The following is a 14,013-nucleotide window of genomic DNA, read 5'->3' on the forward strand; positions in this document are numbered from 1 at the left end:
AACGATATGTCTGCTACGATTGCTTATGATTATGCCAAATACAAAACTCCTGTTGGTACACAACTGAATTGTAAAGGATGGATCCAGGAAGCGGCTTTACGTATGTTACTCAACAACCTTGATCCTGCGGTTGCTGAAAGACCCGAGGATCTGATCGTATACGGTGGAAGAGGAAAAGCTGCGCGAAATATTGAAGCATTGGATAAGATCATTGCCTCACTCAAAAAGTTGGAGCATGATGAAACGCTTTTGATACAAAGTGGTAAACCTGTGGGTATTCTGAAAACACATCCTGATGCACCACGTGTATTATTATCCAATTCTCAACTGGTTCCCAATTGGGCCAACTGGAAGCATTTTACTGAGTTGGAACAAAAGGGATTGATGATGTATGGACAGATGACCGCAGGTTCCTGGATCTATATTGGCTCGCAGGGAATAGTCCAAGGTACGTATGAAACTTTCGCAGCGGTTGCTGATAAACATTTTGGTGGTTCTTTAAAGGGTACTTTGAGTGTTACAGCGGGGTTGGGTGGAATGGGCGGCGCTCAGCCTTTGGCAATCACCATGTGTGATGGTGTTGCACTTTGCGCCGAAGTAGAAGAGTGGCGAATCGATAAGCGTATTGAAACAAGATATCTGGATGTGAAATTTCATGATATTGACGAGGCCATTGATCGTGCAGTGATGGCTCGTGAGAAAGGAGAGCGACTAAGTATTGGAGTGTTATGCAATGCCATCGCCTTGTTGGAACGTTTGATCGAGCGAAAAATAAAAGTAGATGTATTAACCGATCAAACTTCTGCACATGATCCACTGATTGGATATGTTCCCCATACACTGAATAATGAAGCTGCCAATGTATTACGTGAGAAAGACCCCGAAGCCTATATCGCATTGGCTTATGACAGCATGAAGCTACATGTTGAATTGATGTTGCAGCTACAGCAATCTGGTGCCATCACCTTTGATTATGGCAATAACTTACGCGCACGTGCCGCCGAACATGGGTTGAACAATGCATTTGACTTTCCCGGTTTTGTTCCCGCTTATATTCGTCCGTTATTCTGCGAAGGGAAAGGTCCTTTTCGTTGGGCAGCACTTAGTGGCGATCCTGCTGATATTGCTGTTACTGATGAATTGATCATGAACTTGTTTCCTGAAAATAAATCCATGCTACGATGGATGAAAATGGCAAAAGAAAGAATCGCCTTTCAAGGATTGCCTGCAAGAATTTGTTGGTTGGGACAAGGTGAAAGAGAGAAGGCCGGGTTGGCGTTTAATGAATTGGTTAGAACCGGAAAAGTAAAAGCGCCAATTGTGATCGGTCGTGATCATTTAGATACAGGATCTGTTGCATCCCCTAACCGTGAAACCGAAGCCATGTTGGATGGTAGTGATGCAGTAGCAGACTGGCCGATCTTAAATGCATTGGTGAATACAGCCGGTGGTGCCAGTTGGGTGAGTCTGCATCATGGCGGTGGAGTAGGGATGGGATATAGCATTCATGCTGGTATGGTGATCGTAGCAGATGGTACGGATGCAGCGGCACAGCGACTTGCAAGAGTATTGCGTAACGATCCGGGGATGGGAGTGATCAGACATGCAGATGCGGGATATGAGATTGCGAAAGAAACACTGAATAAACATCACTTAGGGTTGTAGTTGAGTGTTGCTTCACTGCGATCAATCAAGGCGTTTCATTAACATATCATCTATCTTTTTAAAAAGATGATAAGGTTTATACGTGCGCCATTCGGGAAGATCGACCAGCTCAATATAATAATTCAACTTTTTCTTTTTGAAATCATATTGTGCTGCGTCACTCATGTTCAATGCAACAGCCCAGCCATTTTCATCACTCAATTCTTCATACCATTCTTGGTAGTATTCTTTATCGCTACTATGAAAGTTCAGGACATTTTCTGCGATGAGGATGTATTTTACGATGCCTTGTTTGTATAAAAGATCCATCACTTCACGTTTCAGTTCCATGATGTCATTTTCAATGGCGTCATTCCATTCACCGATCAGCTCTATGATGGCAAAATTCAATTCATAATCCGCATAAATGATTTTCAGATACAGTGTCTTGCTTCCAAAATCATCCCACTGCGGATGGATATAATAATTGTAAACTGTTTGAGAAAATTCAAACTCACTATACGTGCGTCCGAAAAAAGGAGAACGACTGTCTTCCTCCGAAACATAAATATGACGCCAGTTATAGAATGGTTCGATGTTGTGCATGGAGAGAAAATACGAAATGTGAAATAAGGAATAAGAAATAAGAAAGGAAGCATGAATTTACTTTCTCATTTCTTATTTCTCTGTTCTTTATTCCTCTGTTTTATTGCCCTGCTGCTTCTACAGCTTTCTTCACGCTTCCGTGTTTCAGTAAAAGGTCTTTCGCTACTTCGTATTCAGTGATCTTAAGTTTATCCATCACCATTTTTACGCCTCTGTCAACCAGCTTCACATTACTGAGTTGCATATTGACCATTTTATTGTCTTCTACTCGACCCAATTGGATCATTACAGAAGTTGAGATCATATTCAACACCAGCTTTTGTGCGGTTCCGCTTTTCATACGTGTACTACCTGTTACGAATTCAGGCCCCACAACCACTTCTACCGGGAAATCCGCTTCTCTGGAAACAGGGGTATTGGGATTACAACTGATACTTCCCGTAATGATGCCTCTTTTGCGGCATTCTTTTAATGCACTGATCACATAAGGAGTGGTACCACTTGCTGCTAATCCAACCACGACATCTTTATCACTGATAAAATGTTTTTGAAGATCTGCCCATCCTTGTTCAGTGCTGTCTTCAGCAAATTCAACAGCCTGTGTGATAGCTTTATCGCCGCCGGCAATGAGTCCGATCACGAGTCCATAAGGAACACCAAAACTCGGAGGACATTCACTGGCATCTACAATACCCAGTCTTCCACTGGTTCCGGCGCCGATATAAAATAAACGACCGCCTGCCAGCATTTTATCAGAAATTGCGGCCACTAATTTTTCGATCTGAGGAATGGCTTTTTCCACCGCATGTGGTACCATTTTATCTTCATTGTTGATATTGGTCAACAATTCCTGAATTGACATCTTTTCTAAATGTCTGTATGTGGAAGTCTGTTCTGTAACTTTAATAAATTCAGCCATAGTTCTTTTTTAGCGATGATATTCAATAAGGCCCTGCATCGGGGCTTTCAGTACCCTTCCCAGTTCCAGTTCGTATGTGTTACAAAGGTCTTTTAATACATCTTTGAAACCAAATGCAATACTTCCAACAAAATGGATCGGATGCGTCCAGCTTTCTCTGTATTTGTATAAGTGAGTGAAGAAAAAGTCATTCAACCCGTCTTCAATGATGTTTTCAATCATATAATGACCACGATTCTCAGCCAGAAATATGGCAAAAGAGGCCAGGTACCTGTTTGCGAGGGGCTTTTTATAAACGTTTTCTAGGATCTCCATGGGTGTTACCATGAATCGTTTTTCAAATCGTGCTTTGAGTTCTTCGTCATAGGTGTTGTACAAATAGTATTGCACAACTTTTTTTCCCAGATAAGCACCACTGCCTTCGTCACCTAAAATATAGCCCAGACCCGGACTATTCTTCACCATTTTTCTACCATTATAGAAGCAGGAATTGGCGCCGGTTCCCAAAATACAGGCAATACCTTTTGTTTTACCGCACAGTGCTCTTGCAGCTGCGAGTAGATCATTTTGTACTTCTGTTTTGGCTTTCGGGAATAGTTTTTTAAAGACAGATTTAACGATCTTGATATTGTTCGGATTGCCCAATCCGGTTCCATAGAAATAGATCTCCTGAACCGTTATTTTCTTCAGTTTGGGAAGTAATTCCTTTTCTAAAAGGGCCACGATCTGAGGTCCGGACAGAAAATAAGGGCTGATCCCTTGTGTATAGATGGTTTTCTTTTTCTTTCCGTTCTCCAATACACACCATTCACACTTGGTGGCACCACTATCGGCGATTAATCTTACAGGCATAATCAAATTTTGAAGACGGATAATGTCAACAAGCCACGAAGTACGAAAATTTTAATGAAAATGCCACCTGTTTTGTTGAATGTTTCAATACTAATAACTGTTAGCCGTTTATCATGAACAACATCTTTAGTTAGGCTTGAATTTCAGATATTTGCCGTATGGGAAATAATAAAGTAAAGGTTTGGTTGCCACTGATGTTCTCCGTAGTGATGGTTTTGGGTATGGTCATTGGTTATCAGTTGAGGGATAAAACTCAGGGAAGTCGTTTTTTAACGATCAATAAAAGAAGTGCTTTACAAGAGTTGGTGGAACTGATCAGGAATAAATATGTAGATCCTGTAAAAGTGGATAGCATAACACAGATCACTGCTGATGAATTGCTTTCCCGTCTCGATCCCCATTCCGTATACATTCCCGCCAAAGACCTGATGGAAGTGAATGAAGAATTGATGGGTAATTTTCAAGGGATTGGTGTTGAGTTTCAGTTATTGAATGATACGGTACATGTCATGAATGTAATGAAGGGTGGTCCTTCTGAGAAAGCTGGCATTATGGTGGGGGATCGATTGATCAAAGTAGACGACAGTATCGTGATCGCAGGAAAAAAAATAAAACCGGATGATGTACGTGCGATATTACGTGGACCTGCAGCATCAAAAGTGATGGTGAGCTTGTTGAGAGGTAAAGAAGAAAAAAAAGTAACCATACAAAGAGGCGTGATACCGGTACCAACAGTGGATGTTTCTTACATGATCACACCAGAAACTGGTTTTATCCGTATCAATCGTTTTGGAGAACCTACTTATGAAGAGTTCATGCAACAGCTGGAAAAGTTACAGGCACAAGGCATGAAGGAATTGGTATTGGATCTGCGTGGTAATGGAGGTGGATTGCTGAAAGAAGCGACTGATATTGCCGATGAGTTTTTAGATGGAGATAAACTCATTGTGTACACAGAAGGTGAACACATGCCGAAAATGGAATATCGTTGTAAAAGAGATGGACTATTCGAAAAAGGGAAATTGGTGGTATTGGTCGATGAAACTTCTGCTTCAGCGAGTGAAGTATTAAGTGGGGCTTTACAAGACTGGGACAGAGCTACGATCATTGGCAGACGTTCTTTTGGTAAAGGATTGGTGCAGCAACAATTCCAGTTGTCTGATGGCAGTGCCGTACGATTGACCATCGCCAGGTACTTCACACCATTGGGTAGAAGTATTCAAAAAGCTTATGATAAGGGCAAGACAAAATATGAAGAAGAATTGGTGAACCGTTGGCACAATGGGGAACTGGTAAAGGCAGATACCGTGAAACCATCCGGTAAATCGTATAAAACACCGGGAGGTAAGATGGTGTATGGCGGTGGAGGGATAACGCCGGATGTGTTTGTTGCTTATGATACCTCAAAGCTTGATACAGCCTTGACAGCCATGTATTACAAGAGTACCATGAACAATTTTGTCTATCGTTTATACTTACAGGATACCCAAAAGTTCAAATCATATAAAACACCGGATGATCTCTACAAACAATTCAATCCGGGTGAAAATGAATGGCAACAACTGGTGGCGTTTGCAGCTAAAGATAGTATCCGACTGAATGGTGCATCTGCCAAAGACAAATCATTGCTCTTGAAAACCATACAACTGATGATGGCACGTCAGATCTGGAGAACACAAGGGTATTATGAAGTGCAGAATAAGACTGATCAGGCTATTATTAAAGCTTTGGAAGTATTAAAATAGTCCTCAATTTTTTATCGATGAGAATGAAAATCCAATTATCCCTGGTTGCATTATTATTGGTGACAACGGTAATGGCGCAACCTAAGAATACTTCGCATGCATCACAAACATGGCTGGCCTACTTTAATCAGACGCGATTAAGCAATAAATGGGGTTTGTGGGGCGATTTTCAAATCCGAACCCGTGAAGATGTGGTCGGTAATTTTTCAACAGGTATTGCGAGGGTTGGACTGACCTATTTTGTGGATGACAATGTACGGTTGACCTTGGGTTATGCTTTTGTGAACAATTTTCCTGCGAATGACAATATCAAGGTATCGCAACCGGAGCATCGTCCTTGGCAACAAATACAGTGGTTTACAAGGAATAAGCGTACAAGATTAATGCAGTATATCCGTTTGGAAGAGAGATACCGCAGAAGATACTTGAGTAATACGGAACTTGCAGATACTTATTCTTTCAATTTCAGGATGCGTTATAACTTCTTCTATCAAATCCCGTTACATGCGCAAGGGTTGGTTCCCAAGAAGTTATCAGCTATTGTGAATGATGAATTACATATCAATTTTGGGAAGCAGATCGTGAACAACTATTTTGATCAGAATCGATTGTTCTTAGGGTTGAATTATTCATTTGATAATAACAATAACCTACAGTTCGGCTATCTGAATACATTTATACAGCTTGCTGCTGGTAATCAGTACCGTAATATCAATGCTCTCCGCGTAGCGTATATGCACAATATAGACATCCGATAAAGGTCGTTTATACGTATTTATTGTACTTTAGTAGTATTGAAATTGCTAAAGTCCAATATATTAATGAAGCGCGTTTCGTCTCATTTTTCTACTCAGGGATGTGCAGTTTTATATAAACTGGTCTGCTTTTTTGTTGCTATTGCTTTTTTGCAAGTTCAGAAGGTATGGTCGCAATGTGGTACCGGTACTTCAACAATTTACACGGTAAATTTTTCTGCAGCAAAAGACACTTCTTGGACGTTAAATGCATCAAGATCGGGAACAGCTTGTGTGGGAACCAGTGGAGCAGACGATAGATGTATACGATTCAATGTTACGCTCAATGCAGGTTCTGACTTATTAAATTTTAGCGCAGATCAATTAACGGGTGCAAGTTTTTATTCCATCAATTGTGGTCCACTGATTCCTATAGGCACACCAGCGTGTATTACAGGATTAACATCAGTTTGTATATCATTTTGTAAACCGGGAAATAATAGTGTCAATTACACAATATCAGCTTCTAGTATCATTAAGGGATCTGCTGATTTGGTTTTACGACAAAATTGTTCAGGCACCATGAGTGTGTCTGGTGTATCTGCATCATCTGTTAGCTGGAGGTCTGTTTTCCCTGGAGCATCTGGAGCTTACAATAGCTATTTAAATGCAACATCCGGCGTTACATCTGTTACAGTAACGCCATTAACCGGCGCCCCTCAATACATAGATTATGAAGTGAGTGGTACAGGTGCCTGTCCGGGCCTACGCAGTGATACGATTCGTGTGTATACAGTTCCTCCTATGTTGGTGTCAGTTACACCGGTTAATCCCGCTATTTGTAACGGAGCAAGTGTAACATTGACGGGTTCAGTTAGCGGGGGTAATCCTCCTTATACCTATTCATGGAATACAGGTTCTGCTGCATCATCCATTACAGTCTCAACTCCTGCATCTTATACTTTGTCTGTTTCAGATAATACACTAGGCTGTCCTGCAGTGCAACAAGTGGCCAATGTAGTTGCGGCTCCTACACCGGCAGCTCCTACAGCATTGGGTGTTACGATTTGTAGTGGTACATCTGCAACTTTAACAGCAACGGCACCGGGCGGCACCTATCAATGGTATGATGCGGCTACAGGTGGTAATCTTTTAGCAACCGGTACTTCTTATAATACACCAATACTTACGACCAATAGAACTTATTATGTTCAAACAACGGTGAATGGTTGTACGAGTGCTAGAACAGCGGTAACGGTGACTGTAAACAGTATACCTGCTGCACCAACTGCATCAAGTGTGAGTATTTGTGCTGGAAGTACAGCATCGCTGACAGCAACTGGATCATCTGGCAGTTATCAGTGGTATAATACACCCTCATCGGGTACATTACTTTCTTCATCTTCGAATTTCGTTACACCAGCATTAAACACTAATACAACCTATTATGTACAGGCAATGAATGGAACATGTGCTGGTCCAAGAACAGCTGTAAATGTCACGGTAAACAGCATACCGTCTAATCCTACTATTGCAGGGGCATCTATATGCAGTGGTAATGGTACTACACTCACAGCAACAGCACCAGGTGGAACATATGAATGGTGGACAGCCTCTTCGGGAGGAACAAGTCTAGGCACCGGTATAGCCTTTAATACAGGAGTATTAACAAATACCACAATTTACTATGTTGAAACAACTGTAAATGGTTGTAAAAGTGCCGGTAGGACTGCAGTAACAGTGACAGTAAATCCTACACCTGCTGCGCCAGTTGTAAATAGTGCCGCTATTTGTGGAGGAACTACTGCTTCATTATCTGTGAGTTCAACAGGTGATACTTATAGGTGGTATAGTGCAGCGAGTGGAGGAGATCTTTTAGCAACTGGGTCTTCTTATAATACGCCCACACTGAATACAACTACTAGCTATTTTATTTCTGCTACCTCTGCAGCTGGATGTACAAGTCCAAGAACTACTGCTACTGTAAATGTCACTGCAATCCAAAACCCAGCATTTATTTATTCTGCAGGTACATACTGTACATCAGGCGGAATTAATCCAACGCCCACGATTCCCGGAGGTAACGTAGGTACTTTTACATCTTCACCAGCTGGTCTTTCTTTTATTGATGCTACAACTGGTCAAATTAACGTAGCAGGAAGTGCTGTTGGGCTTTATACCATTACATTTACTACCGGAGGTTCCTGTGTTTATTCAAGTAGTGTAAATATTAGAATCATTACAGGAAATGCTGATGCATCTTTTTCTTACAACGGACCTTTTTGCGCACAACAATCCAATCCGCTACCTGTTTTTACTGCTAATTCAAGTGGAGGTACATTTGCTTCAACCGCTGGTTTGATTTTTAAGAACAGTAATTCAGGAGAAATAGATCTTGCAACAAGTTCACCTGGTACTTATACAATTACAAATACAATTACTGGTACAGGAGGATGTATAGGGGATACAAAATCAGCTGTTGTTGAAATCAGACAAAACACTACTGCAAATGCAGGTGTGAATTTAGTAACCTGCGATACACAACCAATAACGCTAAATGGATCTGTAGGAGGTTCTGCAACAAATGGCTCATGGTCAATTATCAGTGGTACAGGTACATTCGGAAATGCCAATCAATTGTCAACCACATTTACACCCACTAGTGGACAGTCCTCAGTAACGCTACAATTAACTTCTAATAATCCCGTTTCACCATGTACAGTTGCAACTGATATTATGGTGGTAAATATTAATCCAGCACCTGCTGCACCAACAGTAAATAATGTTACCATTTGTTCAGGAAATACAGCCACATTAATTGCTTCAGCTCCAGGAGGTATTTACAATTGGTATGCAACTCTTTCTGGAGGAAGTTCACTGAAAACTGATCCTACATTCACCACAGGTATTTTAACATCATCTACAACCTATTATGTAGCGGCTACTTCTGCTGATAATTGCGTAGGCCCTCGATCACCGGTTTTGGTAACAGTAAACCCGCTACCTTTCGTCAACAGTTCTCCTACGGGAGATATTTGCTCAGGTGTTGCTCAGAATTATAGTTTTAGTTCTAATATTACTGGTAGCACTTTTGTATGGAGTAGGGCAGCTATTGCCAATATTACTAATCCGGTCGTTTCAGGTGTATCAGGAACAACATCCATTACCGAAACTTTACAAAGTATTGTCACAACGCCCGTTAATGTTGTTTATCAAATCATCCCCACCGCTAATGGATGTACAGGGTCTCCTTTCAATTATACTGTTACTGTAAAACCCATTCCTGTTACACCGGTCGCTTCTAGTGCCGCTGTTTGCGAAGGAGAAATCATCAGGCTTTCTACTACGGAAAGAGTAGGAGCTAGTTATAGCTGGACAGGTCCCGATGGCTTTGTCTCTAACATTCGATTACCGGAAATCCCGAATGCCAATATCAATAAACAAGGAGTATACACTGTAAGGGTCATCGAAAATGGTTGCCAGAGTTTACCCGGTTCTGTTACTCAGACCATAAAAACAAAACCGGCTGCACCCGTTGTTTCCAACTCATCACCGATTTGTATAGGAGAGTCCTTCTCTCTGAATACCCCAATTGTGATCGGTGCTACTTATTCGTGGTCGGGTCCTAACGGATTTAGTTCTGCTGAACAAATGCCCTCGATTACCAATGCACAATCTGTGAATGCAGGTAATTATTCTTTATCGATTTCAGTAGACGGATGTACCAGCATTGCATCTGTCACCAATGTAGTGGTGAATTTGCCACCTGCTCAAGTAGATGTTTCCAGTACAGGACCCGTATGTATTTCGGAAGAGTTAAGATTGATTGCACAGGATTTACAATCGGCTAGTTATATGTGGACGGGGCCTAATGGGTTTGTAGCGAATAGTAGAGTGGCGGTCATATCAAACATGAACAACACAACTACTGGAGCTTATCAGGTCATTGCATCTGTAGCAGGCTGTGCCAGTGTTGCCAATAGTATCGATGCCACATTAAAGCCAACACCCGCAGCACCTGCTATTGATCCTATATCAGCAGTTTGTGAGAATGAGACATTGATATTGAATGCTGCATTCGTTTCGGGGGCAACTTATAACTGGAGTGGTCCGGGAGGATTTATCAGTAATACCCAGAGTCCTGCAATTACCAATGTCCCTCTTTCCGCAACCGGAAATTATTCTGTGAATATTGTTGTCAATGGATGCCGAAGTGCGAATAATACGGTTGGCATAACAGTAAATCCTATTCCTCCTGCACCACAGGTAACCAATAACGGAGCCATATGCGAAGGCAATACTTTACAATTGAGTGCTGCTAATATCACCGGTGCAACTTATTCGTGGACTGGCCCGTCCGGGTTTGTTTCATCCAATCAAAATCCTGTTATTAACAATGCGTTGCTACGTAATGGTGGAACCTATACAGCAATTGTTTCCGTAAACGGATGTAAAGGACCTGCGAGTAGCACAACTGCAATTGTGAACCCATTACCGGGGCCTGTGAATATTGTAACCAGTGGTCCCGTATGCGAAGGAAGATCAGTTCGATTGATAGCAGATAGTGTAACTGCGGGTTCTTACAGTTGGTCGGGGCCGAATGGATTCACCGCCAATACCAGAACTGTATTACTCTCTTCCATCAGTAATAATAATAATGGAGAATATCGTGTAGCGGTGAGTGTGGCGGGTTGTACGGGAGTGAACAGCAGTATCACAACAACTGTAAAACCAACACCAACAGCGCCAATCATCACAGTGCCTACACCTATCTGTCAAAACAGCCGATTGAATTTGGGTGCTAGTTTGATTCCGGGCGCAACTTATCATTGGACCGGTCCGAATGGATTTGATAGCAGATCATCATCACCGGTGATTGATTCTGTACGATTAAATCAAGCAGGTATTTATTCTGTCAACGTAACTGTTGATGGGTGTGTTAGTAATGATCGATCAGTGAATGTTGCTGTGATACCGGAACCGGTCAAACCTCAGATCAACTCCAACAGTCCACTTTGCTTGAATGATCCATTACAACTAACGGCAACAGCAGGAGTGAATGCGAGCTTCAGGTGGTTTAGTAGTAATGGATTTAATTCTGTTCAGCAAAATCCGCAGATCGCATCCGTTAATTATAGGGATTCAGGTCAGTATGCGGCATTTGTGATCATCAATGGATGTGTGAGTGATACGGCGTTCACCCGCATAGAAATAGATCAGCCTGCTGTGGTCAATGCCGGAAATGATCAAACGGTATGTGCCAATAATGCTATGGTACAACTGAATGGTGTTGTGTCAGGAGGCACCAATACTGGAGTTTGGACAAGTTCGGGTAGTGGAAGATTTGGTACACGTATATCAAGTCTCGCAAACACTTATATACCCAGTGCACAGGATACAGCCAATGGTATTGTTACATTAACACTTTCATCTACCAATAATAAATCTTGCAGGGTTGTTAACTCATCTTTATTGATCCGTATTACAGATGCTCCGTTTGTAGATATCGGTAATAATAGGGTGGTATGTGCCAATGATTCTTTAATGGTTGTGACGGCACAGTTCAGAAATGCAAGTGGTATTCAGTGGTCATCATCCGGTACGGGTACGTTTGATATGGTGAATGGCATCAATACTAATTATGTTCTTTCCAATAGAGATCAATCCTTGAGTAGTTTCAAAGTATTTGCAACAACTACCGGTAATGGGTCATGTTTGGCGGTGACGGATGAACTCACAGTGAACGTGGCACCGATTCCATTGGTCAATGCAGGAAAAGATCTTTTTATTTTTGAAAATACACCCTATACACTGAATCCGCAGGTAACTGGAAATGTGCAAGCATATCAATGGACACCGGCTACTTTTTTAAATAATGCAACAACGCGCAATCCTGTTTTTCGAGGGAATGCTGATCAGAACTTAACACTCAGGGTCACAAGTACAAATGGATGTATTGCTTCTGATGAAGTATTTATTACGGTCTTAAAACCTTTTCCAATTCCCAATGTGTTTTCACCCAATGGAGATGGAATTCATGATACATGGGTAATACCGGAGCTGGATAAATATCCCGATGCAGTAGTAAGTGTGTTCGACCGATATGGTAGGAGAGTATTTTTTACAGAAGGGTATAAAAAACCTTGGGATGGAACGCATGAAGGTAAACCCGTAGCGGTAGCAACTTATTATTATATCATTGAGCCCAAATTGATACCCGGGATATTTTCAGGTTCGGTAACCATTCTCAAATAAGTATTACGGTATCGGACTTTAATAAAAAAAGGCTACGAAACTCGTAACCTTTTCTTTTGTGATCCCGCTGGGACTCGAACCCAGGACACTCCCGATTGAAATCGGGATGCTCAACCGAACAGAGCGTGAATCAATATCGAAATAAAAAAAGGCTACGATCATTCGTAACCTTTTCTTTTGTGATCCCGCTGGGACTCGAACCCAGGACCCATACATTAAAAGTGTATTGCTCTACCAACTGAGCTACGGAATCTCCTTCCTTAGAACTGAAAATACATCGCTGTATTTCGTTTTGGGAGTGCAAAAATAGGTGAAATAAAAAACCAGCCAAATTTTTATGCTTCTTTTTTAGAGTATTTACTCACATTCAATTCCTTATAAGTTAGTTGAAACTGTATTTTTGTTACTCAATGATTTCAAATATGTCTCAATTCCTCAACAAAGTCGTAGTTGTTACCGGTGGTTCTGATGGAATCGGTAAAGCATTGGTAGAAGCTTTTTTGACCTTAGGTGCCAAAGTTGCAACCTGTGGAAGAAACTATGATAAACTGTATCAGCTTCAATCCGCGCATCCCGGGGCACCATTATTGATCCATACGGCTGATGTCAGTAAAGAGCAGGATTGCAGACAATTCATAGATGTTACGATCCGATCATTTGGTACCATCGATATTCTTATCAACAATGCAGGTATCTCTATGCGTTCTCTTTTTGAAGAAGTTGAATTGGATACTTTGCGTAAAGTGATGGATATCAATTTCTGGGGCACTGTTTATTGTACCAAGTTCGCTTTACCCCATATTCTAAAAAATAGAGGAAGCATTGTAGGGATCTCATCGATCGCAGGTTATCGGGGATTGCCGGGCAGAAGCGGGTACTCTGCTTCTAAATTTGCTGTCAATGGCTGGATGGAAGCACTCAGAACAGAATTGCTGGAAAGCGGCACCAATGTATTATGGGTTTGTCCGGGCTTTACAACTTCGAATATTAGAAACGCCGCATTGAATAAGGCCGGACAATCACAAGGCGAATCACCTATGGATGAAGGTAAAATGATGAGTTCCGAAGAATGTGCGATACATATTATCAAGGCCATTGAAAAAAGAAAAAGAACCATTGTACTTACATTCACCGGCAAACGAACCGTTTTCATGAATCGCTTTTTTCCTTCGCTGGCAGATAAACTGGTCCGAAAGTTTTTCTTCAAAAATGGACAATTAGTGAAATAACAGACGTATCCTGACGTTACTAATGCGGC

At 41.6% G+C, this 14,013-nt stretch carries 8 protein-coding genes and 1 tRNA gene; 5 read left to right on the forward strand and 4 right to left on the reverse strand.

The window, feature by feature from the left end:
• Positions 1-6: 6 nt before the first annotated feature.
• Positions 7-1,665, forward strand: coding sequence for a urocanate hydratase (hutU, locus tag ABXG83_RS01695; protein WP_353549767.1), 1,659 nt, complete (start codon positions 7-9; stop codon positions 1,663-1,665).
• A 21-nt stretch (positions 1,666-1,686) separates the two neighbouring features.
• Here hutU and ABXG83_RS01700 read toward each other — a convergent pair whose 3' ends face one another.
• The 3 genes from ABXG83_RS01700 to ABXG83_RS01710 all read right to left on the reverse strand — a co-directional run bounded on the left by ABXG83_RS01700 (position 1,687) and on the right by ABXG83_RS01710 (position 4,021).
• On the reverse strand, positions 1,687-2,250 hold the full coding sequence (locus ABXG83_RS01700; RefSeq protein ID WP_353549768.1) for a hypothetical protein: 564 nt from the start codon (positions 2,248-2,250) through the stop codon (positions 1,687-1,689).
• A gap of 100 nt (positions 2,251-2,350) precedes the next feature.
• A complete protein-coding gene (gene murQ, locus ABXG83_RS01705) occupies positions 2,351-3,169 on the reverse strand; it encodes an N-acetylmuramic acid 6-phosphate etherase (RefSeq protein ID WP_353549769.1) in 819 nt (272 codons plus the stop codon).
• 9 nt (positions 3,170-3,178) lie between these two features.
• Entirely contained in the window at positions 3,179-4,021 is an 843-nt protein-coding gene (locus ABXG83_RS01710) for an N-acetylglucosamine kinase (protein WP_353549770.1), read from the reverse strand.
• A gap of 158 nt (positions 4,022-4,179) precedes the next feature.
• Here ABXG83_RS01710 and ABXG83_RS01715 point away from each other — a divergent pair, with 158 nt between their 5' ends.
• The 3 genes from ABXG83_RS01715 (at position 4,180) to ABXG83_RS01725 (ending at position 12,755) form a co-directional block, all read left to right on the forward strand.
• Positions 4,180-5,766 carry a S41 family peptidase gene (locus ABXG83_RS01715; RefSeq protein ID WP_353549771.1) on the forward strand — a complete coding sequence of 529 codons (1,587 nt, stop codon included), beginning with the start codon at positions 4,180-4,182 and terminating at the stop codon, positions 5,764-5,766.
• Between the two features lie 17 nt (positions 5,767-5,783).
• A complete protein-coding gene (locus tag ABXG83_RS01720; protein WP_353549772.1) occupies positions 5,784-6,524 on the forward strand; it encodes a DUF2490 domain-containing protein in 741 nt (246 codons plus the stop codon).
• Between the two features lie 147 nt (positions 6,525-6,671).
• Positions 6,672-12,755, forward strand: coding sequence for a gliding motility-associated C-terminal domain-containing protein (locus ABXG83_RS01725; protein ID WP_353549773.1), 6,084 nt, complete (start codon positions 6,672-6,674; stop codon positions 12,753-12,755).
• A gap of 180 nt (positions 12,756-12,935) precedes the next feature.
• Here ABXG83_RS01725 and ABXG83_RS01730 read toward each other — a convergent pair.
• Positions 12,936-13,008, reverse strand: a tRNA-Lys gene (locus ABXG83_RS01730).
• Positions 13,009-13,177: 169 nt separating this feature from the next.
• Here ABXG83_RS01730 and ABXG83_RS01735 point away from each other — a divergent pair.
• Positions 13,178-13,984: an SDR family oxidoreductase gene (locus tag ABXG83_RS01735; RefSeq protein WP_353549774.1), complete on the forward strand. Its 807-nt coding sequence runs from the start codon at positions 13,178-13,180 to the stop codon at positions 13,982-13,984.
• The last annotated feature ends 29 nt before the right edge of the window (positions 13,985-14,013 follow it).

This window comes from Sediminibacterium sp. KACHI17, from assembly GCF_040362915.1.
GTDB lineage: Bacteria > Bacteroidota > Bacteroidia > Chitinophagales > Chitinophagaceae > Sediminibacterium.